19 protein-coding genes and 1 tRNA gene are annotated in these 23452 nt (G+C 51.8%); 12 read left to right on the forward strand and 8 right to left on the reverse strand.

Annotation, left to right across the window (positions count from 1 at the left end):
• Positions 1 to 310 precede the first annotated feature (310 nt).
• From ACQUQM_RS19510 to ACQUQM_RS19525, 4 genes are all read right to left on the reverse strand, one after another.
• Positions 311 to 386 (reverse strand) — tRNA-Phe (locus ACQUQM_RS19510).
• Between the two features lie 268 nt (positions 387 to 654).
• On the reverse strand, positions 655 to 927 hold the full coding sequence (locus ACQUQM_RS19515; RefSeq protein WP_432471541.1) for an oxidative damage protection protein: 273 nt from the start codon (positions 925 to 927) through the stop codon (positions 655 to 657).
• 18 nt (positions 928 to 945) lie between these two features.
• A complete protein-coding gene (gene mutY, locus ACQUQM_RS19520; protein ID WP_432471542.1) occupies positions 946 to 1995 on the reverse strand; it encodes an A/G-specific adenine glycosylase in 1050 nt (349 codons plus the stop codon).
• The gene (locus tag ACQUQM_RS19525) at positions 1995 to 4163 is read right to left on the reverse strand and encodes an AsmA family protein (protein WP_432471543.1); all 2169 of its coding nucleotides are present in this window, start codon (positions 4161 to 4163) and stop codon (positions 1995 to 1997) included. Before ACQUQM_RS19525 ends, mutY begins: the two co-directional genes overlap by 1 nt.
• A gap of 240 nt (positions 4164 to 4403) precedes the next feature.
• On the opposite strand from ACQUQM_RS19525, the gene hisB reads away from it, so the two are divergent.
• The 5 genes from hisB (at position 4404) to ACQUQM_RS19550 (ending at position 10843) form a co-directional block, all read left to right on the forward strand.
• Complete coding sequence (gene hisB, locus ACQUQM_RS19530) at positions 4404 to 4997, forward strand: imidazoleglycerol-phosphate dehydratase HisB (protein WP_432471544.1); 594 nt, start codon at positions 4404 to 4406, stop codon at positions 4995 to 4997.
• Positions 4998 to 5645: an imidazole glycerol phosphate synthase subunit HisH gene (gene hisH / locus ACQUQM_RS19535; RefSeq protein WP_432471545.1), complete on the forward strand. Its 648-nt coding sequence runs from the start codon at positions 4998 to 5000 to the stop codon at positions 5643 to 5645.
• Positions 5646 to 5736: 91 nt separating this feature from the next.
• Positions 5737 to 6510 (forward strand): imidazole glycerol phosphate synthase subunit HisF, encoded by a 774-nt coding sequence (hisF, locus tag ACQUQM_RS19540; RefSeq protein ID WP_432471546.1) that lies wholly within the window; start codon positions 5737 to 5739, stop codon positions 6508 to 6510.
• A 210-nt stretch (positions 6511 to 6720) separates the two neighbouring features.
• A complete protein-coding gene (locus ACQUQM_RS19545; protein ID WP_432471547.1) occupies positions 6721 to 7728 on the forward strand; it encodes an efflux RND transporter periplasmic adaptor subunit in 1008 nt (335 codons plus the stop codon).
• 4 nt (positions 7729 to 7732) lie between these two features.
• Positions 7733 to 10843 (forward strand): efflux RND transporter permease subunit, encoded by a 3111-nt coding sequence (locus ACQUQM_RS19550; RefSeq protein ID WP_432471548.1) that lies wholly within the window; start codon positions 7733 to 7735, stop codon positions 10841 to 10843.
• Between the two features lie 292 nt (positions 10844 to 11135).
• On the opposite strand, the gene ACQUQM_RS19555 is transcribed toward ACQUQM_RS19550, so the two are convergent.
• The 3 genes from ACQUQM_RS19555 to elbB all read right to left on the reverse strand — a co-directional run bounded on the left by ACQUQM_RS19555 (position 11136) and on the right by elbB (position 14829).
• Entirely contained in the window at positions 11136 to 11570 is a 435-nt protein-coding gene (locus ACQUQM_RS19555) for a hypothetical protein (protein WP_432471549.1), read from the reverse strand.
• A gap of 313 nt (positions 11571 to 11883) precedes the next feature.
• Positions 11884 to 14016, reverse strand: coding sequence for an EAL domain-containing protein (locus tag ACQUQM_RS19560; RefSeq protein ID WP_432471550.1), 2133 nt, complete (start codon positions 14014 to 14016; stop codon positions 11884 to 11886).
• Between the two features lie 156 nt (positions 14017 to 14172).
• Entirely contained in the window at positions 14173 to 14829 is a 657-nt protein-coding gene (elbB, locus tag ACQUQM_RS19565; RefSeq protein ID WP_432471551.1) for an isoprenoid biosynthesis glyoxalase ElbB, read from the reverse strand.
• Between the two features lie 191 nt (positions 14830 to 15020).
• Between elbB and hemB the strand changes: the two genes are divergently transcribed.
• The 6 genes from hemB to ACQUQM_RS19595 all read left to right on the forward strand — a co-directional run bounded on the left by hemB (position 15021) and on the right by ACQUQM_RS19595 (position 21622).
• Entirely contained in the window at positions 15021 to 16031 is a 1011-nt protein-coding gene (gene hemB, locus ACQUQM_RS19570) for a porphobilinogen synthase (RefSeq protein ID WP_432471552.1), read from the forward strand.
• Between the two features lie 63 nt (positions 16032 to 16094).
• Positions 16095 to 18236 (forward strand): polyphosphate kinase 1, encoded by a 2142-nt coding sequence (gene ppk1, locus ACQUQM_RS19575; protein ID WP_432471553.1) that lies wholly within the window; start codon positions 16095 to 16097, stop codon positions 18234 to 18236.
• 309 nt (positions 18237 to 18545) lie between these two features.
• On the forward strand, positions 18546 to 19319 hold the full coding sequence (locus ACQUQM_RS19580) for an ABC transporter ATP-binding protein (protein ID WP_432471554.1): 774 nt from the start codon (positions 18546 to 18548) through the stop codon (positions 19317 to 19319).
• A gap of 43 nt (positions 19320 to 19362) precedes the next feature.
• The gene (locus ACQUQM_RS19585) at positions 19363 to 20121 is read left to right on the forward strand and encodes an ABC transporter substrate-binding protein (protein WP_432471555.1); all 759 of its coding nucleotides are present in this window, start codon (positions 19363 to 19365) and stop codon (positions 20119 to 20121) included.
• A 62-nt stretch (positions 20122 to 20183) separates the two neighbouring features.
• Complete coding sequence (locus ACQUQM_RS19590; protein ID WP_432471556.1) at positions 20184 to 20876, forward strand: ABC transporter permease; 693 nt, start codon at positions 20184 to 20186, stop codon at positions 20874 to 20876.
• Positions 20873 to 21622, forward strand: coding sequence for an ABC transporter permease (locus ACQUQM_RS19595; protein WP_432471557.1), 750 nt, complete (start codon positions 20873 to 20875; stop codon positions 21620 to 21622). Before ACQUQM_RS19590 ends, ACQUQM_RS19595 begins: the two co-directional genes overlap by 4 nt.
• On the opposite strand, the gene ACQUQM_RS19600 is transcribed toward ACQUQM_RS19595, so the two are convergent.
• A complete protein-coding gene (locus tag ACQUQM_RS19600; protein ID WP_432471558.1) occupies positions 21623 to 22486 on the reverse strand; it encodes an SDR family oxidoreductase in 864 nt (287 codons plus the stop codon). It lies immediately after the preceding gene.
• Positions 22487 to 22542: 56 nt separating this feature from the next.
• On the opposite strand from ACQUQM_RS19600, the gene ACQUQM_RS19605 reads away from it, so the two are divergent.
• Complete coding sequence (locus ACQUQM_RS19605) at positions 22543 to 23451, forward strand: hydrogen peroxide-inducible genes activator (RefSeq protein ID WP_432471559.1); 909 nt, start codon at positions 22543 to 22545, stop codon at positions 23449 to 23451.
• Position 23452 lies beyond the last annotated feature (1 nt).

The following is a 23452-nucleotide window of genomic DNA, read 5'->3' on the forward strand; positions in this document are numbered from 1 at the left end:
TTAAAGAACTTCTATTCTCCAGATACAACAAAGCCCCACTACGATAGCGAGGCTTTAAAAAATTGGTGCCGGACGCCTGCAGTTGTAACTAGTCGAACCACGGACGCTTTCAATAAATTCAAGACACAAAAAAGCCCCGCTTCTTATGGTTAAAGAGTGACGAGGCTTCAATGATTCTTAAGTGGTGCCCGGACGCCTGCAGTTGTAACCAGCCGAACCACGGACTGGTTTTTAGAATCCCAAATCCCAGACACAAAAAAGCCCTGCTTCTTTGAGATAAAGAGTAGCAAGGCTTAGTTGATTTCTTAAGTGGTGCCCGGACGCGGAATCGAACCACGGACACGAGGATTTTCAATCCTCTGCTCTACCGACTGAGCTATCCGGGCACTTAAGAGGTGCGTATTAAACTGGTTTCATGGTCTTGTGTCAACAGGATTCAGAAGAATTTTTATTTCAGTTGTATTGGACGTTATCTGGGAAGCGCCTTTGTCGGTATTGTGGTGTTTATCTGCATGATTTATTCGAATCGGTCACAGCTGTGACTACGAATCTGATTGTGGATAAGTTATTAGCGCTGATTGCTTAACGGGTGTGGGGTGAAGTTAGCCCGGAGTTGATCTCTCCGGGCAGGAGTTCAGCTTATCAGGGCTGGGATTATTTAGATGGTGGTACGTAGCCTTCCGCTTTCTCATAATCTTCGCCATCCATAAATTTCTGCATCTCTTGCTGCAGGAATTCACGGGTCGACGGATCCATCAGGCTAAGGTGCTTTTCGTTGATCAGCATGGTCTGGTGGTTGGTCCATTCGGTCCAGGCTTTCTTGGAAATGGTATCGAAGATTTCCTGGCCTTTAGCACCGGGGTACGGCATGCGATCCAGGCCTTCCAGTTCCTCTTTGTATTTACGGCACATTACGGTGCGGGTCATAGTATTCTCCAGAATAAATCAGGTCAGTTGTTTTGCCAGCAACTTCTTTACCGGGGCAGCCAGGCCGACCTTCTGTGGTTGGCGTAAGTTATACCAGAGTGTGGCGGGCTCTTCCATGACATGATTTGTAAGGTCTTTATCCTGTAGCGAGACTTTGACCGGAGTAATATCCAGGTGAAAGTGGCTGAAGGTGTGCCTGACTGGCTCCAGGGGTAGCGCACTGTCGATATCGATAGCCAGCCCGGTTTCGCTTGTCGCATCGCGAAGGTCTGATGTTTCCGGCAGGCTCCACAGGCCTCCCCAGATTCCACTGGGTGGCCTCTGTCGCAACAAAATCCGGTTCTCATCATCCAGAATTAACAGCATCAGAGTCTGTTTTACCGGTAAAGTTTTCTTTGGCCGGGGGGAAGGTAGTGTTGCGGTCTTTCCTTGCAGGTAGGCCTGACAGCTTTGCTGTAGCGGGCAGAGCAGACAAGAGGGTTTACTTCGGGTGCAAAGCGTTGCGCCCATATCCATCATCGCCTGGGTATATTCCCCGACCCGGGTGACAGGGGTGTTTTGTTCGGCATGTTGCCACAGGGTTTTCATCACTGCGGTTGTTCCGGGCCAGCCTTCAACAGCGTAGTAGCGGGCCAGAACCCGTTTTACATTGCCATCGAGGATAGCGGCCCGCTTGCCCGTTGATATCGACAGGATTGCACCTGCGGTAGAGCGTCCTATACCCGGCAGTTGCTCCAGTTCCTCGACGCTCTGAGGGAACTCTCCGCCGTATTCGGAAGCTATGATCTTTGCGGTTTTATGCAGGTTACGGGCTCGGGCGTAATAGCCCAGTCCGGTCCAGAGGTGTAATACATGGTCGGGTTCAGCCCGGGCAAGATCGACAACAGTGGGAAACTGTTGCCGGAATTTCTCAAAATACGGGATAACTGTGGTGACCTGGGTCTGCTGAAGCATGATTTCTGACAGCCAGGTGAAGTATGCTGTCTTCTGTTCCTGCCACGGCAGGTCATGGCGACCGTGCTGGTCAAACCACTCCAGCACGGCTTCTGAGAATTGCTGATCAGTCATTATTCTCCGAACAGCCCCCGTAACAGTTTCTTAGCGCCTTCAACTTTACTGTCCCCTTCGCCATCGCTGCTGCCACCACCGAGTTTCTCCATCAGCTTGCTTTCCAGCTTTTTCTTAGCCTTCTGCTTGATGATATCTTCCAGTACGCTGGCATCCGGACGACACAGCTTAGCCGGATCATCGTCGAAGCTGCCTTTGCAATCCATTGGCCACTCTACGCCTTGCAGTGAATTATTCACCGAGCAGGTTTGCTTGAACAGGTCTTCTTCGATGGTCAGGCCCAGACGGTAGTCGAGATTGGCTTTAGGCAGGTTAACCTTGCCCCGGCCCTTAACTACCATCGCGTCCAGTGCGGCTTTAAGGTCGTTATTGCTGACTACGCCATTGGTTACCTTGAAGTTACCACCGAGGTTAGCGAAAGGCGTCGAGCCATCAACCTGTTCGGCGTTGATGCCCAAGCTAGCAACATTGTTGAAGCCCTGGCAGATAGATTGTGCGATATCGATACCTCTGATTTCACCCTTAGGCATGCTGACCGAAGCAGTACCATTCAGGCTGTTCACGATAGCGTGAACCGATTCGCCGCGGGCGGTCATACTGGATTGTGAGCTGAAGGTACCGGTAATACGGTCAACTTCGGCCATATCCATCAGCAGGTCGCCGATCTGAATACCCTTAACATTTTTCTTTGAGCTGAGGCGGGTTAGCGATTTACGGACATCTATCACCGCACTGTTGCGCAGGGTGCCGCCATACATATCGGCGTTGATCTTGCTGACATTGACCAGACCGCCATGGGCGTCGGTTTGAAGTTGCAGCTTGGTCAGGGTCAGGCCTGACATCAGCAGCTTATCGAGACCGAGTTTAACGTCCAGATTCAGGCCTTTAATGGTATCCCGCGGGATCACCGGCTCTTTTGAGTAGCGCTCGCCGCTGGCCTTTGCTGCAGACTCACTGCCAGCCGCTTGCTTAGCCTCTTTAGCCGGAGGCAGGTAGCGGTCGGCGTTAATTTCGTCGCCCTGAAGGTTGAGGGCGATCGCACCGTTAGCCAGGTTAAAGGCAAAGCTGCCGTTGAAATTGGTATCGTCCAGTTTCAGCTTGAGTTTATTCAGTCCCAGCGTGTTAGCAGGGCCGCCCAGCTCAGAACTGAAGCTGATCGCTTTGAGGACTGCCGGATCGGTTGTTTCAATCGTCGGCTGGCCGAGTGCTGCCAGCAGTTCCTGCAGACTGAAGCTATCGACTTCCAGCTGACCGGTAATCGTTGGTTTAGCGAAACCTTGTATCGCAACGTTACCCGTCGCATTAAGATTTGCTGCAGTTAGCTTCAGGTTATCAATGCGAGTGCTTTCGTCACCCAGGTTGCTGGCGATATCTGCAGCCAGATTTACGCTCAGGCTTTTGCCATTAAATGGCGCGCCGCTCAGGCCAAGGGTGCTTTTCAGGCCCTTGATATCGTACTTCTGTTCTGCCAGGTCGAGGAAGAATTCCGCCTGTACCCCCGCATCGACGGTAAGTTGCTTCTCACCAGCCTGGAACTGTTCCGCCTGGAAGCTCAGCTCAGCCGGGAAGAATGCGTCGGTGACGACCTTGCCTGAAGTCATGCTGAAGTTATTCAGCAACACTTTACTGGCTGTCATCTGATCGTCGTAGCTGATATTACCGTTAGTAATAGCGATACTTTCGATATCCAGGGCCAGCGCGGCACCACCGGCGGCTTCTGCAGCATCCGGAGTCGTTGCTTCAGCTTCGGCAGTGTCACCGGGCACCTGTTGCCCGGCACCGGAAATGGCCCAGTTGGTCTTACCATCCTTGGTTTTAACCAGATTAAGCGTCAGGCCATCGAGTACGATGCTGCTCATTTTTACGTTGCCGGAGAGCAGGGCAGGTATCTCAACTGAGACCTGGGCCTGATTCAGTTCGGCCAGTTGTGGCTGACCTGGATAATTGACGCTGATCTGGTTGATCTCGATGCCCAGCCAGGGGAATACTGACCAGCCCAGGTCTCCATCGATATTTAGTTCAACGCCACCCTGTTCGAGGGCCAGCTTCTTGATCTCAGGCTTATATTCATTCGGGTCGAAGAACATGCCCAGCAGGACTCCGCCAGCGACAACAACAATCACCAACAGGGCGACCAGCCCGCCGACTATTTTTAATAGACCTTTCATGAGTCCTCCTTGGACCAAGAAACAAAATTCACATGATTTACAGCATAGTATCAGATTGATTCTAATGACCAACACTTAAGCTAGGATGAATCGTTTTTTATCAGTGGTTTGGCTGTTAAAGGGGGGGGATTTATCGGGGTAGCCTTATTGCGCTTTTGGGGGGTGCGCATTCAGTAGTTATTGGTTGTATAATGCCTGCTTTGAGACAATCCCTATTTGTAACCTATCGCGGAGTTCATCATGGCTGAGCGCAAAGCCACCGTCACCCGTAATACCCTGGAAACCAAGATAACAGTGTCTGTGAATCTTGATGGTACCGGCAAGCTTAACGTCGACACTGGCGTACCTTTTCTTGAGCACATGCTGGATCAGATTGCCCGTCATGGCCTGATCGACCTGGATATCAATGCCAAAGGTGACAATCATATCGATGATCACCACACGGTAGAAGATATCGGAATTACGCTGGGTCAGGCGTTCAAGGAAGCAGTGGGCGATAAAAAGGGTATTCAGCGTTATGGACATGCGTACTGTCCATTGGATGAAGCGTTGTCGCGTGTGGTCGTGGATTTCTCTGGTCGTGCGGGTCTGAGCATGAACGTCGAGTTCACCCGTGCCAATATCGGTCGTTTTGATGTTCAGCTATTCTGGGAATTTTTCCAGGGCTTCGTCAATCACGCCGGTGTCACGCTGCACATCGACAACCTGAAAGGCTTTAATGCTCATCACCAGGCGGAGACTATTTTCAAAGCGTTCGGCCGTGCACTGCGTAGCTCGCTGACGATTGACCAGCGGGCTGCCGACATGATGCCATCAACCAAGGGATCGCTGTAAATGAGCAGTATTGCGGTAATTGATTATGGCATGGGTAACCTGCACTCCGTGGCTAAGGCTCTGGAGTATGTAGCGCCTGATGTTGAAGTAATGGTCACTGCCGACCCGGAAAAGGTGCGTAATGCGGACCGTGTGCTGCTGCCTGGGGTTGGTGCGATCCGTGATTGTATGGCGGAAATTCGCCGTCTCGGTGTGGATCAGGAAGTCGCAGAAGCGATCGCTTCCGGTAAGCCGTTTCTGGGTATCTGCGTTGGCTATCAGGCGTTGATGCAGCGCTCCGAAGAGAATGCCGGGGTTGACTGCCTGGGCCATTTCGATGGCCAGGTTAAGTTCTTCGGCGACGATCTCAGAGAAACCGATGGCGAGCGCCTGAAGGTGCCGCATATGGGCTGGAACGAAGTGCATCAGAGTACAGAGCATCCGATGTGGAACGGCATTGCCGATGGCAGCCGGTTCTATTTCGTACACAGCTACTATGTTGATGTCGCTGACAAGAATCTGGTTGCAGGTAACTGCCATTACGGTGTCGATTTTGATGTGGCTATCGCCCGCGATAACGTATTTGCGACTCAGTTCCACCCTGAGAAAAGCCATACGGTAGGCCTGCAGTTGCTGAAAAATTTCCTTAGTTGGGACGGCAAGGCCTGAGCCTGTTAACCCCTAATAGCTATCACGACCGGGAATTCCTGACTGGATTACCGGTCTAATCGTTGATTAAAAGTTTCTAATAGGTAATACCATGGCGTTGGCAAAGCGAATTATCCCTTGTTTGGATGTAGAGAACGGACGCGTTGTGAAAGGCGTTCAGTTTGTTGATATCCGTGATGCGGGAGACCCGGTAGAGGTCGCTAAGCGTTACGACGAGCAGGGCGCGGATGAGATCACTTTTCTTGATATCACAGCGACTCACGAAGGTCGGGATACCATGGTGCATACCGTCGAACGGATGGCATCTCAGGTGTTTATTCCGCTGACTGTTGGCGGTGGTATCCGTACCTGTGATGATATCCGCACGATGCTTAATGCCGGTGCCGACAAGGTCTCTATCAATAGTGCTGCGGTGTTTAATCCCGACTTTGTTCGCGAAGCCGCGGAACGTTTCGGCTCCCAGTGTATCGTGGTGGCGATTGATGCGAAGAAGGTCTCGCAGCCGGGCGAAACGGATAAGTGGGAGATCTTTACCCACGGCGGTCGTAAACCGACCGGTCTTGATGCTGTTGAGTGGGCGAAGAAGATGGTCGCTCTTGGTGCAGGGGAGATCCTGCTGACCTCAATGGATCAGGACGGTGTGAAGAATGGCTACGACCTGGGGGTGACCCGGGCGATCAGCGAAGCGGTCAATGTACCGGTTATCGCCTCCGGTGGTGTTGGCAATCTGGATCATCTTGTCGCCGGCTGCATTGAAGGCAAGGCGGATGCGGTGCTGGCGGCATCGATCTTCCACTTTAATGAATACAGTATTCCTGAGGCCAAGCAATATATGAAGGACAAAGGGATCGAAGTTCGCTTATAGCGCTAAGCTTAAACTATCGACTCTGTCACCAAGCCCTGCTTAAATAAGCGGGGCTTTTTGTTTTCAGGGCTCAGGAATAAGTACAGGGCCAGCATATGATAAGCGGGACTCTTTTTGTTTTCAGGGCTCAGAAATAAGTACAGGGCCAGCATATGATAAGCGGGACTCTATTTAGTTTTCAGGGCTCAGGAATAAGTTCAGGGACATGATATGACAAGAACGTTAGCAGGACTCCTTCTTTTACTCTGGCTACCTGCCAGTTACGGCGCAGAGCGCGTGGTTCGTGTTGCTCCTTTGCAGCAGTTACAGGTCCGTATTGAGCAGAGCGCGCCTGCTACCGTTATCAGTTATCAGCAGGCAACCCTGAGTGCCCAGTTAAGCGGGTTGTTAATGGAACTCATCCCCAGTGTCGGTGACGAGGTTAAGAAGGGAGATACTCTTGCGCGAATCGATTGCCGTGATTATCGCCTTGCTGAAGACCGGGCTGCAGCAGAAGTGTCTGCCGCGCAGGCTATGGCTGGTTTGGCCCGGCAACAGCTGGCACGGGCAAAACGACTACAAAAACAAGGCAATGTATCCCGGGAACTACAGGACCAGCGCCAGGCTGAACTGAATAGTTCCCGCGCCAGCTTGCTGGCGGCAGAGGCAGCAAAACAGCAGGCAAGCCTGGCGGTTTCCCGTTGTGATATAGCCGCGCCTTTCAGTGGCAGTATCAGCCAGCGCCTGGTTTCTCCGGGTAATCTGATGGCACCGGGTACTGCTTTGCTGGAGATTATTGGCGATCAGAACATTGAGCTAAGCGCGCACTTATCCCCGCAACAAGTGCTCAGTATTGAGCGTAGTGCAGAGCTCACTTTCGATTCCTATGGCGAAAAATATCCTATAAGACTGCGGGTTGCAGTTGCTGCGATCAATAGTATTGCCCGCACCCGTGATGTACGTCTGGCGTTTATTTCGTCGAAGCCATTGCCTGGCGCTGTTGGCCGTCTGTCCTGGTACAGCAGTGAGCAGCACATTCCGGCGCGCTATCTGGTGCAACGTGGGCAGCAGCTGGGAGTTATGCTATTCGAGCAGGGTAAGGCGCGCTTCTATCCGCTTTCGGGAGCCGTGGAGGGGCAGTCAGTGGCGGTTGATCTGGCACCTGAAACACAGTTGATCACCGATGGTCGATTTTCAGTGAGTGACGGTGATAGCCTGATTCTGGCGGATGACAGGTAAATCTATGTTGCAACGACTGCTCCAGAATCATGTGCTGGCTAATCTCACTTTCCTGCTGGTACTGGGTATGGGTTTTCTGGCCTATGGCCTGATGCCCCGACAGCAGGATCCGACAATCAATTTTAACTGGATCGCCATTACCACGGTATTACCTGGTGCGTCGGCCAGCGATGTTGAAAAACGGGTCACCGACCCACTGGAGCGAGCAGTTCGCTCAATTCCCGATATCCGCTTTCTCTCCTCTAACAGTCGCGAAGGTGTTTCCAGCCTGCTGATTCGGTTTGAAGATATTGATGACGCTACTTTTGATAAGCATCTGACCGATATCCGGCGCGAGATCCAGAGCGCAGAAGATGATCTGCCTGAGGCTGCAAGTGATCCTTATATTCTGGAATTGACCAGCTCCAGCGCATTTCCCTCTGTGACTATTGCCGTAATTGGTGTGGCCGATGATGAAAATCTGCGAATCCAGGCGCGTAACATTGAAAAAGATATCGAGGCACTGAAAGGCGTCGACAGGGCAGATCCAATTGGTCTCGATGACCCGGAAATTGAGGTTAGCTTTGACCCTGACCTGCTCCAGGCTCAGGGACTGAGTCCGGTACAGCTGGCTGACTCTGTGGCGCTATGGTTTCGGGATATCAGCGCTGGTAGCGTGGAGGTCTCTGATCAGGCCTGGTTGGTGAGAATCGCCGGACGTAGCGCGGACCCTGATTCGGTAAAGAATATACCTTTGCTTGGGTTGGAAGGTGAAGTGGCCCTGGATCGGATCGCTGATATTACCCGGACTCGTAAAAAGGCTCAGGCTGACGCGCTGGTCGATGGTCAGCCGGCTATCGTGATTCCGATAATGAAGAAAGATAACGCCAATACCATCGAGCTGGTAGAGCGGGTGAGTGCCTATATTGATGAGCGTAATGCGCTGTCGATGGCGACGGGAGTTGAACTGCTGATCATTGACGATCAGACGGTGCCGACCAAAAGCGCGATCAGCCTGATGCAGAAGAATGCCCTGATAGGTCTCGCATTAGTGCTCTGTGTCGCCTGGGCATTTCTTGGCCTGCGTATCGCATTTCTTACCGCTATCGGTATTCCGTTTATCCTGGCCGGAACGTTCTGGGTGCTCTGGAGTATCGGTGAAACGCTTAACGTGACCGTACTGCTCGGGGTCGTGATTGTGCTGGGCATGCTGGTGGATGATGCGGTTGTAGTTGTGGAAGCGATTTACCATCGTCTGCAACAGGGAGTGCCGGTAGTCCAGGCAACGCTGAACTCTCTGCAAGAGGTGGCTATGCCTGTCACCACTGCAGTATTGACGACCATGGCAGCCTTTCTCCCGCTGATGTTGTTACCCGGGATTCTGGGTGACTTTATGCGGGTGATTCCGATGGTGGTTACAATCGCCCTGGCAATCAGTCTGGTGGAGGCATTCTGGATGTTGCCGGCGCACGTGATGATCGCCAAAATCGATTTCAGAAAACCCTCCCGTTCCCTGATCTTGCGGCAACGGCTGACCCGTCGGGTGCAGATTTTTTATCTGCGTTTGCTGACTAAGGCGTTGCGGCGTCCAATTCTTACTCTACTGAGTATTTTCATACTTTTTCTGGTGGCGATCGGTCTGGTGGCTGCAGGCAAGATTAAGATGGATTACTTTGCATCTGATCCACTGCGATTGTTCTACGTTAATGTCGAGATGCCCCCTGAAACGCCACTGGCAGAAACGTTAAAGACTACCGCCGTCATCGAGAGTCGGGTGAAACATTATCTCACTGAAGCCGATGTGCGGGCGGTGACGGTCTATGCCGGGCAGCTGTTTACCGAGACCGAGCCCTTCTTTGGTGATCATTACGGCCAGGTGTTAGTAGGCTTGAAACCGAAGACTGTTGATAATCGCTCGGTGGATCAGTTGCTGGATGCGATGCGCTCGGATGTCACAGCAATTCCCGGCCCGCTGAACATATCCTTCCTGCGCTTAAGCGGCGGCCCACCTACCTCGAAACCGGTGAGTGTAAAAGTACGGGGTGATGATTACGCGGAGATTCGTGCCGCGGCAGATGAGTTGCAAAACTATCTTAACTCGTTGAATGATCTGACCGACATCGGGGACGATGCCGGCGATGGTCGGATGGCGCTGAATATGCAACCGAACTATGACGCCATTATCCGTGCCGGATTACGGCCGGATCAGGTTATGCGTACGGTGCAACTGCTGGTGGACGGCGAAGTAGTTGCCGATATGCAGCACGATGGTGAGAAGCTGGAGGTGAGGGTAAGAGCGCAACAGAAACCGATGAACTCGATTGATCAGCTACTGACAATGCGTCTACCTACAGCAAATGGCGGCCAGATTCCGCTTTCGGAACTGGTCCATTATCAGCGTAGCGAGAGCCTGGGTAATATTCGCCATTATAATCAGCGCCGGGCGATCACCGTGGAAGCCGATATTGCAGAAGGTGGCAGGGATACGGTCATTATCAACCAGATGATCCAGAAGCACTGGGTTGATCAGCTAAAGCAACGCTATCCGAATATCGATCTGGATATGTCCGGCGAGCTGGATGATATTAAGGAAAGCCTGGACTCTATCGGTGTACTGTTCCTGTTTGGAGTTGGCTTGATGTACCTGATACTGGGGACGCAATTCCGTAGTTACTGGCAACCGGTGATGATTCTGGTGACGGTGCCTATGGCTTTCACCGGAGTGGTGATGGGGTTACTGTTGACGCAAAATCCACTCAGCCTGTTTACCTTGTATGGTGTTGTGGCACTGGCAGGAATCGCGGTAAATGCGGCGATAGTGCTGATATCGGCGGCGAATGAGAGATTAAATCGGGGTATGTCGGTGCTGCATGCGACGCTGTATGCTTCCCGGCGACGGGTGATTCCTATTCTGATTACGTCACTGACGACGATTGCCGGATTGTTCTCGCTGGCGACCGGGCTGGGAGGGCATTCCCTTATCTGGGGGCCGGTAGCGGCATCAATAGTCAGCGGACTGGTGTTTTCGACGGTTCTTACCCTGTTTGCAATCCCGTTGTTATACCGCACGTTCATGCCTTATTCCTGGCGTATGGAAGAACGGCGTAAGAAGATCAGGCGACCCCGGCGAAGCTGACTTTATTCAGGACGTTCATGCCGCTCTTAATATGCACAGGCGTATGCAAGAACGGCGCAAGAAGATCAGACGGTCCCGACGGAACTGACTTTATTTACGACCCCGGCGAGACTGACTCTACTTGCGATCCCGCTGTTATACCGGGCGTTCATGCCACTCTTAATATGCACAGGCGTATGCAAGAACGGCGCAAGAAGATCAGACGGTCCCGACGGAACTGACTTTATTTACGACCCCGGCGAGACTGACTCTACTTGCGATCCCGCTGTTATACCGGGCGTTCATGCCACTCTTAATATGCACAGGCGTATGCAAGAACGGCGCAAGAAGATAAGACGACCCCGACGGAACTGACTTTATTTACGACCCCGGCGAGACTGACTCTACTTGCGATCCCGCTGTTATACCGGGCGTTCATGCCACCCTTGATATGCACAGGCGTATGGAAGAACGGCGTAAGAAGATCAGGCGCTTCAGGAGGCAGGGCTAAGTTTATTTTAATCTCGCTGCAAAACCGGACGTTCATGCCGCTCTTAATATGCACAGGCGTATGCAGGAAAAACGAAAGAAGATCAGGCGCTTCAGGAGGCAGGGCTAAGTTTATTTTAATCTCGCTGTAAAACCGGACGTTCATGCCGCTCTTAATATGCTCAGGCGTATGGAAGAGCGGCGTAAGAAGATCAGGCGCTTCAGGAGGCATGACTAAGTTTATTTTATCTCGCTGCAAAACCGGACGTTCATCCCGCTCTTAATATGCACAGGCGTATGGAAGAACGGCGCAAGAAGATCAGGCGCTTCAGGAGGCATGACTAAGCTTATTTTATCTCGTTGCAAAACCGGACGTTCATGCCGCTCTTAATATGCACAGGCGTATGGAAGAACGGCGTAAGAAGATCAGGTGCTTCAGGAGGCATGACTAAGCTTATTTTATCTCGTTGCAAAACCGGGCGTTCATGCCGCTCTTAATATGCACAGGCGTATGCAAGAACGGCGCAAGAAGATCAGGCCCGGCGAGAGACTGATCGTTTTGGTCGTGACAACTAGTGTATTTCAGGTTCCGGTTGCTTCAGCATCCGGCGTAACTCATTAACACCTACCGGGCCTGATAAAAGGTAGCCCTGACCGAAGTGGCAGCCCAGTCTGCGTAATTCTTCAAGTTGGCTTCGCTCTTCGATGCCTTCCGATACAGACATCAGATTCATCGTTTGAGACAACGCGAGAATCGCTTCAACTACCGGTCGCGAGTTAGCATCATGGATAAAGCTGCGGTCGATTTTAACCCCGTCGATCGGTAGTCGGGCAAGATAGCTCAGTGAGGAGTATCCGGTACCAAAATCATCGATCCAGATGCTGAAGCCTGCATTCTTCCATTCCTGCAGCAGGGGTAGGGTACTGTCGAGGTTTTGCATCAGGCTGGTTTCTGTAATTTCAAGACAGATGAAATGGTTCGGCACATTTTTCTGGCGCAGGATGTCGCTTATCTGTTGTGTTATTTCGGGTCGGTCCAGAATTGCCGATGAAATATTGATCGTCAGCTTAAACTGGTCCAGGTTCTGGCATATTCCGGATAGATTGTTGCACACCCGATCGATACTCCAGAGCGTCAGCGGCCCTATCTGATCGGACTCTTCGATAACCGGGATAAAGGTTTCCGGCTCCAGCTTACCTCTTTCAGGATGACGCCAACGCAATAGGGCTTCCGCACCGATCAGCTGCTCGGTTTGCAGGTCGAAGATCGGCTGGTATTCCATGAACAGCTGATCTTCTGCAATCGCCGTACTGATGCCTTGCTGGATCAGAATTCGCTCTTCTACCAGGCGATGCATCTCAGGCATGAAGAAACGGACCCGGTTGCGGCCGGTACGTTTAGCCTCGAACATAGCTATGTCTGCGTGTTTCAGCATATTCTCAGTGCTGGTGGCATCATCCGGAAAAATGGTTATACCGATACTGCAGGACAGCGAGAAATACTTATCGTTAACCGCAAAAGGTTGCTGCAGTGACTCGAGGATCTTCAGACCAAATTCCTCCGCTTCATCGATCCATTTTACATCCGGTAAAATGGCTACAAACTCGTCGCCACCGAGGCGGGATAGTAATAGGTCTTCCGGAAAGGGCAGATCTTGTTGTTTGACTTGCAGCCGGATCAGTTTGAGCAGTCGTTGCGCGATCTCTTTCAATATCAGATCGCCATACTCATGGCTGGAAGAATCATTGATCTGTTTGAAATGATCCAGATCGATAAACAGTAACGCCAGCTTAACATCCTGTTGCTTTGCCCAGAGGATCAACTTTCTCAGTTCCTGATACAGCCCCCGCCTGTTAGGCAAGCTGGTAAGAGGATCACGGTACGCCATCAGGGCCATCTGTTCGTGACTGTCGTAGAGATGCTCCTGCATGTCTTGCAGGGCGTCGCCAAGCTCACCGATTTCGTCATTACGGGGTAAACGGAACGAAACCGGCTCGCCGTCTACTTTAAAGCCTCTGCTGCGTTCCGTCAGCGCGCCCAGTGGTTTGAGCAATCGTTTTGCTAACAGTTGTGATGCCGGGAGGATAAGTAACAGCAGGGCAAAGAACCCGCCGATCAGGCCCAATATCATCCGGTTGAGCATATCCGCAGCTTGCTGCGCCAGTGCCGCTGATTGATGCTGAATTTGTTTTTCTGTTTCAGTGAATGATATCGAATAGATAAGTCCACCAATGCGGCCCTTTTCGCCGATGATCGGCACGTTGACATGAATCTTATTATCTTGCTGGGTAAGTTTGATGTTTGGATTCAGCCTGATGCCAAGTGGCAGAACTTGTTTCACCGGAGCGTTAATAATGGCGTCGTCGTGTTTGTCTGCGTAAACAATGTTGCCCAGGCGGTTATAAACATAGAGATATTCCAGACCATCCTGGCGTTTCATTATCTGCAGGGTTTTAGTGATTGAGGAATGGTCTTTATGCTGTAAAGGAGTAGCCAGCTGAATCGCCAGGGTGTCTGCCAGAATCTCGGTATCTTTAGCCAGCTGGGTGCTGATTGTGTATCTGATCTGACGCTCAGCGTTTAGCAGCGAGTTGTCGTAAAAGTGGGTGACGAAGAACAGCGTGGCGATAAGCAGTATCGCGGCCATCACAGTGGCGACCAGGGTGATCATATAGCCGAAGCGAAACGCCAGAGAACGGTTCATTTGCTCGTCCGGCGAGTGCTGTTTCGGTGTTTAGAAACCCTGATATGATTGCCAGTAATTATTGGCCCTGATTCGAGAAAATAATTACTTAAGCTGTTCATCCCTGACCCATTCATAACTCATGTCTCTGACGGTGGCTTGCTTTTATACTATCAGCTATTGCGTCAATTTAAGCACCTTACTTACCAGTTTGTGGATTCCTGCTGATGCTTCACTGATGCTGTTGGCAAGCATATAGGCGGGGGTAGTAACGATTTTACGTTGTTGATCGATAACAATATCTCCGACAGCGCAGGCCTGGTGCTGTCCGCCCATGGCTTCTATAGCAGATGCTGTCGCAGTATCGCTGCCAATAGTGCAGACAGCCCCTTTGCCAAACAGTAAAGGGGTCATTGCCGGAGCGATACAGATCAGGCCTGCCGGCTTACCAGCCTGATGAATGGCCTGGGTAAAATGTTGCAGGTCGGCATTCACCTGGCACTTTTCACCAGTGATTGCGAAGTCGCTCAGGTTTTTGGCGGCACCAAAGCCGCCGGGAATGATCAGGGCGTCGTAATCGTCCGGGTTGGCCTGCGCCAGGTCGATAATATCGCCGCGGGCGAGACGAGCTGCTTCGGTCAGCACGTTACGTTGCTGTTCGGGCATTACTTCTCCGGTACGGTGATTGATCACATGGAGCTGATCAATATCCGGTGCCATACATTGATAGCTCGCACCTGCACTTTCCAGAGCCAGCAAGGTGAGCACGGATTCATATATTTCAGAACCGTCATAAACACCACAACCGGACAGCACAACAGCAACTTTAGTCATCAGATTCACTCCCAGAACAGATTTAAGACAGGCTTTAATTTGTTGTATTGATAACCCGGAATAATTAATCAGATCAAAACCTTAACCGGATTTAAAGAGTATAATAGCCTCTTTTATGGCCGTTACCGCGGGCCATCTGTCATAATGCTGTCATTAAGCTTCAGTTATAGTGTATTCAGAGGAATTCATACGTGTCTTTTACTAATAGCCAGCGCTTTTATCCGGAAACCCGTATGCGACGTATGCGGGCCGATGATTTTTCCCGTCGCCTGATGCGCGAAACGGTACTCACACCCAGCGATCTGATCTATCCGGTGTTTGTCATTGAAGGTGAAAATCAGCGAGAAACTGTGCCTTCAATGCCCGGCGTCGAACGGATGAGTATCGATCTGCTGGTTAAAGAGGCGCGTGAGCTGGTTGCTCTGGGAATACCTGCAGTAGCCTTATTTCCGGTAACACCTTTGAACGTTAAAACAGAACTGGCAGAAGAGTCGTATAACCCGGATGGCCTTGCCCAACGTGCAGTAAAAGCCCTGAAAGATGCCTGTCCGGACTTGGGAGTCATGACCGATGTTGCCCTTGATCCGTTCACTACCCATGGCCAGGACGGCATTATTGATCAAAATGGTTACGTGCTGAATGATCGCACCGTCGATACTCTGGTAAAGCAGGCGCTGTCCCATGCTGAAGCCGGTGCCGATATCGTGGCGCCCAGCGATATGATGGATGGACGTATCGCTAGTATCCGGGAAGAGCTGGAATCGAACGCCCATGTTAACACTCGAATAATGGCTTATGCGGCTAAGTATGCGAGCGCCTACTACGGCCCGTTCCGTGATGCTGTTGGTTCCTCCGGTAATTTGGGCAAAGGTAATAAGTTTAATTACCAGATGGATCCGGCGAACAGTGATGAAGCGTTGCATGAAGTTGCGATGGATCTGGCTGAAGGCGCCGACATGGTCATGGTTAAGCCGGGGATGCCGTATCTCGATATCGTGCGCCGGGTAAAACAGGAATTGAAAGTGCCAACATTTGTCTATCAGGTGAGTGGTGAATATGCCATGCATATGGCGGCGTTCCAGAATGGCTGGCTCGATGAGCGCAGCGTGATGATGGAATCCCTGGTCTGTATTAAACGCGCCGGTTGCGATGGTATTCTGACTTACTTTGCCAAGCGCGCAGCGCAGATTTTGAATGAATAAAGCGGGCGCTGTATAACCTGAATCAGAAACAGGGCAGGGGCTTGTAGATAACGGAGAACGACGATGGTGGAACAAGTAGCGGAGCAAAGTGAAGCGTCGATCGCGCTGGTGGAAAGCCGGGCGCCGATCGCTGTCACTGAGCCGGTTGAGGCGCCACCGGTTAACCTGAAAGCCCCTGAGCTCTATATCAATCGGGAACTGAGTCATCTGCAGTTCAATGTCCGGGTGTTGGAGCAGGCGTTGGATGAAAGTCATCCGGTATTGGAACGGTTGATGTTCCTGCTTATTTTTTCGAGTAACCTGGATGAGTTCTTTGAAATCCGGGTTGCTGAACTGATGCGCCAGCTGAAATACAGCCGGGAAACGGTCGGCCCCGATGCCCTGCATCCCCAGGTCGTAATGAAACGGATCGGGGAAATCTGCAGCGCTCATGTTGAGCGCCAGTATAAGATCCTCAACGATATTATCTTTCCGGAGCTGGAGAAAGAAGATATCCACTTCCTGCGTCGCCGCGACTGGAGCGATGAACAGCGTGACTGGATCAAGGTCTACTTTGAGGAAAAAGTACTGCCGGTGGTCAGCCCGATCGGGCTGGACCCTTCCCACCCGTTTCCGCGTCTGGTGAATAAGAGCCTTAACTTTATTGTCGAACTGGATGGTAAAGACGCCTTCGGCCGGGAAAGCGGTATGGCGATTATTCCGGCCCCCCGCTCTTTGCCCCGTTTGATCCGCCTGCCGGATAACCTCTGTGACGGTGGCGATAATCTGATTTTCCTCTCATCTATTATCCATGAGTTCGCCGCCGAGTTGTTTCCGGGGATGACCGTCGAGGGCTGCTATCAGTTCCGCATAACCCGTAACGCCGACCTGACGTTTGACTCAGAAGAGGTTGAGGATCTGGCCCGGACTCTGCGTGGTGAACTTCATTCCCGTAAATTTGGTGATGCGGTTCGCCTCGAGGTAGATCAGCGCACGCCGGAAGCGCTGATCGATTTTCTGCTGCGCGAATTCAGCCTGGATGAAGCTCATACATACCGGGTAGATGGTCCGGTGAATCTGACCCGGATGATGGCTCTGCGTGATCTGGTCGATCGTAAGGAGTTACGCTGGAAGCCATACACTCCGGGCATGTCTAAGAAGTTAAAACAGGGCGGTGTGTTCGAAGTCTTGCGTATAAGGGATCAGCTGCTGCATCATCCTTTCCAGTCATTTGCACCGGTTGTCGATCTGCTGCGTCAGGCGGCTAAAGATCCCAAAGTGCTGGCGATCAAGCAGACTCTGTACCGTACCGGAGTTAACTCCGACATTGTTAATGCGTTGGTTGATGCCGCGCGTAGTGGTAAAGAGGTTACCGTAGTCATTGAACTGCGGGCTCGCTTCGATGAAGAGAGTAATCTTCAGCTTGCCGGCCGGTTGCAGGAAGCCGGAGCGCTGGTAGTGTATGGCGTGGTTGATTTCAAAACCCACGCTAAAATGATGCTGGTAGTGCGGCGGGAAGAGGGAAAACTAGTGCGTTATTCCCACCTTGGCACTGGAAACTATCACTCCGGCACGGCCCGTTTGTATACCGACTATAGCTATATGACCAGCGATGAAGATGTCGGCGAAGATGTGCATAAGATCTTCCAGCAGCTCACCGGGATGGGTAAAATCCTGCGCCTTAAAAAATTGCAAAATGCACCGTTCACCTTGCATTCCAGAATGATCGACCTGATTAACCGGGAAGCGAAGCATGGTAAAGATGGTCATATCATAGTCAAAGTGAATGGCCTGACCGAACCGCAGCTGATCAGAGCGTTGTACAGAGCATCTCAGGCAGGGGCAAAGATTGAATTAATCGTTCGCGGGATGTGTCGGTTGCGGCCGGGGCTGGAAGGTATTTCTGAAACGATCACAGTACGCTCCATTATTGGCCGCTTCCTGGAGCACACCAGGGTCTATTATTTTGGCAATAAGGGTGAACCAGAGGTGTTCTGCTCCAGTGCCGACTGGATGGAGCGTAATATGCTGAACCGGGTTGAAACCGGATTTCCGCTGTATGGCAAGCTGGCTGTCCGGATTAAACAGGATCTGGATCTCTATCTGGCCGATAACAGCCATAGCTGGGAATTGCACTCCGATGGCAGCTATACTCTGAATCAGCCTGCGGAAGGCGAAGAACTGATCAGTGCACAGGACGCCCTGCTGAGGGCATTTGCCAGTTAATACAGTAAGTTATCTATAAAAAAGCGGCTAAGAAGGCGACTTCTGCCGCTTTTTTATGTTTTGATACGGATCAGGTGATCCCTGCACAATCTGCTGTATGATATTTTTCTGATTGCTTCTTGCTCAGTTTTGTGGAAAATGGCCCGCTGCTTTTTGTTTCTTATACGAAACAGATAGTGATAAGTTGATTGTCATGATCGGATAGCAGCAGTAGATCCTGTTGATCATCCCTTGACGTCGGCGGTGCTATCCTGCACATTGATTAGCCGCTACCCGCGGAACAATAAGAATAGAAACGGATGCCTTACCATGGCCAGTTCTCAAACGGCTTTAGAGCTGAAAGATATACATAAATCCTTTGGTGACCTGAAGGTTCTCAAGGGCGTATCACTGACTGCAAATGACGGTGATGTGATCTCTATTCTCGGCTCCAGCGGCTCCGGTAAAAGTACCCTGCTACGTTGTATTAACCTGCTGGAAAATCCCAGCCAGGGGCAGATCCAGATCGGTCAGGAAGAGCTGCAACTGAAACCGGGCAAAGACGGTAATCTGATCGCTGCGAATCGTAAGCAGCTTGAGCAGATGCGTTCCCGTATCGGTTTCGTATTTCAGAGTTTCAATCTCTGGCCGCATAAGACTATCCTCGAAAATATTACCGAAGCGCCGATTCAGGTTTTGAAACAGCCAAAGGCAGAAGCGATTGCCCGGGCTGAGCAGTTGCTGGAAAAAGTTGGCCTGGCAGATAAGCGTAATGCTTACCCGGATAACCTTTCCGGCGGTCAGAAACAGCGTGTTGCTATCGCCAGAACTTTAGCGATGGACCCGCAGGTTCTGCTGTTTGACGAGCCTACCTCGGCGCTCGACCCCGAACTGGTTAACGAAGTGCTGGCGGTGATGAAAGAGCTGGCCGATGAAGGCCGGACTATGCTCATCGTTACTCACGAAATGCGCTTTGCCCGGGATGTCTCCAGTCAGGTGGTATTTTTGCATGAGGGCCAGATTGAAGAGATGGGCCCGCCTGACCAGATGTTCAATAATCCTAAATCCCAGCGGGTACAGGACTTTATGTCCAGCCATCGCTGAGATTGATAAAACCCCGAAAAATAATAGTGAAGGGAATAATAAGATGAAGATGCGTAAGTTATTTGCCGTAGCGGCGTTGATTGCCGGCAGCCTGGTTTCTGCTCAGAGTGCAACGGCTGGCGATAAGATCCGTATCGCAACGGAAGGTGCCTATGCGCCATTTAATATGGTCGATGCCAGCGGTGCACTGATCGGTTTCGATGTTGAGATTGCGAATGCACTTTGTGCACAGATGAAAGCCGATTGTGAAGTTGTTGCGCAGGATTGGGACGGTATTATTCCGGGTCTGCGGGCGCGTAAGTATGATGCTATTATCGCTTCTATGTCGATCACCGAAGAGCGCCTGCGCGTGGTAGATTTCTCTGAGAAATACTACTCCAACGTACTGGCTTTCGTAACGCCAAAAGGCTCTACGGTTGAGACTTCAAAAGCGGGCCTGAAAGGCCTGACGGTTGGTGCTCAGCGCGCGACTATCGCGGGTCAGTACCTGGAAGATAACCTGAGCGATACCGTTAACATCAAACTGTATGACACTCAGGACAATGCGTATCTGGACCTGGCTTCAGGCCGCCTTGACGTATTGCTGTCTGACAAATTCCCGGCTTACGACTGGCTGAAGACTGAAGATGGTCAGAAGTTTGCGTTTAACGGTGCTGATATCGATATCAATGACAAGATCGGTATCGCAGTACGTAAAGGTGATTCGCTGAAAGATAAGTTCTCTGCTGCTATCAAAGCGATCGTAGCCGATGGAACTTACGCTAAGATCAACGAAAAGTACTTCCCGTTCTCTATCTACTAAGCTGATTGCGGGCTGGCTATCGCCAGCCCGTTTCTTTAAGCGACTCCAACAGGCTTTAATTCATGGATCTGCAAGGCTTTGGCCATCTCCTGATCTCGGGTACCTGGGTAACTATACAACTGGCTTTGGCGAGTCTGGCGGTTGGCCTGGTGTTCGGCTTAATGGGCGCGGCGGCTAAACTCTCCGATAACCGTCTGGCACGCTGGATCGCAACCGGCTATACCACGATTGTGCGTGGCTTGCCTGAGTTGTTGTTGGTACTGACTATCTACTTTGGTGGCGCTCAGCTGCTGATGTGGATGGCGGGATGGTTTGGTTACGACGAATACATTGAGATAGGTCCGTTTATTGCCGGTGTTGCCGCGCTGTCGATCGCCTTTGGCGCTTATGCGACAGAGGTTTTCCGGATGGCGATGATGGAGATTCCAAAAGGTCAGTGGGAGTCGGGTCTGGCTTGCGGTATGAGTCCGGTGAAAACCTTTTTCAGGATAATCCTGCCCCAGGTCTGGCGTCTGGCGATTCCCGGTTTAGGTAACCTGTTTCAGGTGCTGATGAAAGATACCGCGCTGGTATCAGTGGTCGGTTTGAACGATATTATGCGTCAGGCGCAGGTGGCGATCAGCGCGACCAAAGAGCCTTTTACATTCTTTATGATTGCGGCCTTTATCTACCTTCTTCTGACTGCTGTTGCGACCGCAGTGACAATGCTGATGGAGCGAGCAGCTAATCCTGCAGCCCGGGGGAGAAACTCATGAGCTGGGAATGGGGTGTTATCTTTCAATACTTTCCCCGTCTGCTGGACGGTGCCTGGCTGACTCTGGAGCTGGTTCTAATCTCCGGCCTGACCGGTATTGCCCTGGCTATACCGCTGGCGTTGATGCGAGCTTCGACCAATCGTCTGGTACAGTTTCTGCCGTTCTGTTTTATCTATTTCTTCCGTGGCACGCCGCTGCTGGTTCAGATATTCCTGGTTTATTACGGGGCATCACAGTTTGATGTGGTCCGTGAATCGATCTTCTGGCCGGTGCTTAAAGAAGCCTACTGGTGTGCCATTATCGCTTTCAGCCTGAATACCGCAGCCTATAGTGCGGAACTGTTCCGCAGTGCGATTCAGGCCATTCCTGTCGGCGAGATTGAGGCGGCAGAGGTGGTTGGTATGAGTAAGCCGATACAGATTCGTCGCATCATTCTGCCACGGGCATTCGGTATCGCGCTGCCTGCGTATGGTAATGAAGTCATTCTGATGCTCAAGAGTAGTGCGCTGGCCAGTACTATTACCTTGCTCGATCTGACGGGTATGGCGCGTACAATTATCGCCCGGACCTATACGCCACTGGAGATGTTCCTGGCGGCGGGCCTGGTTTATCTGGGGATCAGTGCGCTGGTCATCGGTCTGTTCCGCTTACTGGAATACCGCCTGAACCGTTACCAGTATTATCATCACAGCAATACTCCGAAAGACCTGGACCCGCAGTTGCGGGACACCCATATCGATAGCTGATCAGGCGCTGAAGTCTTTGATCAGCTGTTGGTAACCCTGACGAAAATCCGGAAATTTGAATTGGTAACCGCTGTCCAGTAAGCGTTGGTTGTTGCAGCGTTTACTGCCAATGACCCGGCGCGCGCTCGGCTCAGTTATTGTTGTACCCAGCTGCTCTGCCAGCCAGTCAGTTACTTCGTGTAACGGCGTGGGTGAGCAATCACTGGCCAGATAGACCGGTTCCAGCGTTTCATTACCTACTTTATCGATCAGGTGCTGCAGCACACCGACACAATCATCCCGATGGATCCGGTTGCTGTAACTCAGGGGGGCTTGTGGATAACCGATTCCCTGGCTGACCTGATTCAACATATAGTTGCGCCCGGGGCCATAAATGCCGCTGAAGCGCACAACGCAACCGGGAATAGCGTTGTTCAATGCCAGTTGTTCGGCTTGCAGCATGATCTGGCCGGAAAAACCTTCAGGTTCGGTGGCAGATGTTTCATCTATCCACTGATGCTCAGATTGCTGGTATACCGCGGTGCTGGAAACAAAGAGCAGCTGCTTTGGGGTATGGCCGCTGTTCTGCAATGCCGTCAGCAGGTTTTTCAGGCCTTCGGGATAGGCTTCCCGGTAACGTTGCTCATCTCTTTTCCCCGCGGCAACAGCGTATACTACGATGTCGATCTTGTTGGTAAGTTGCTGTAGTGTCTGCTGTAACACAGGCAGATTGCAGAGATCGGCAGCAATTCCTTGGATCACCGGCGGTAGCTGGTTTATATTACGACGAAGGCCTGCTATCCGGTGGCCCTGGGCTGCGAGTTCGCATCCCAGTGCTGAACCAATATCGCCACAGCCGGCAATAAGAATCTGATGTTTGCTCAAGGTAATGTCCTGCTCTTTAAGGCAACAGGCAACATCATAACAGAGGAATCTCCAGCATGACGCTGACCGAGCTACGTTACATCGTTACCCTGGCTCAGGAACAACATTTCGGTCGTGCCGCTGAGCGCTGTTTTGTCAGCCAGCCGACTTTGAGTATTGCGGTTAAAAAGCTGGAAGAAGAATTGGGCACAGCGCTGTTTGAACGCAGTAAGCATGCGGTTCGGGTTACCCCGGTGGGGCAGAAAGTTGTGCGTCAGGCACAGACCGTACTGGAGCAGGCCGAATCTATTAAAGATCTGGCTCAGGAGGGCAAGGATCAGCTGGCCAGTCCGCTGCGGGTCGGTGCTATCTATACTATCGGGCCTTACCTTTTTCCCCATCTGGTGCCGCAGATGCAGCAGCGGGCACCGAAAATGCCGCTCTATATCGAAGAGAACTTTACCGAAAACCTGCGTCCTAAAATTCGTAATGGCGAGCTGGATGCGATCATTGTCGCGCTGCCGTTTGATGAGCCGGATATCCTGACCCGGCCGCTCTATGATGAGCCTTTTATGATGCTGTTGCCGAAAGATCATCCATTGTCGGGTAAAGAACAGATTGATAGTCAGGCCTTGCACGAGCAGGACCTGTTGCTGCTCGGCGAGGGGCACTGCTTCCGGGACCAGGTACTGGAAGCGTGTCCAACTCTGAGCGGCGGGAAATCCGACCGGCACATGGTGACAGAGGGCAGCTCGCTGGAAACTATACGCATGATGGTTGCATCAGGTCTGGGGTCCAGCGTGATACCTAAATCAGCCACCGGTGGTCATTATCGCTCCGATATGGTGGTCACCCGCCCGTTTAAGAAGCCGCAACCAACCCGGACTGTCGGTATCGCCTGGCGGGCCAGTTTCCCCCGGCCGCAGGCGATCGATCTGCTGATCGAAGCGATCAACAGTTGTCCGGTATTTGGTGCCGATAACTGAG

It is taken from the genome of Amphritea sp. HPY, assembly GCF_050870985.1.
In the GTDB taxonomy this organism is placed as follows: Bacteria; Pseudomonadota; Gammaproteobacteria; order Pseudomonadales; family Balneatricaceae; genus Amphritea.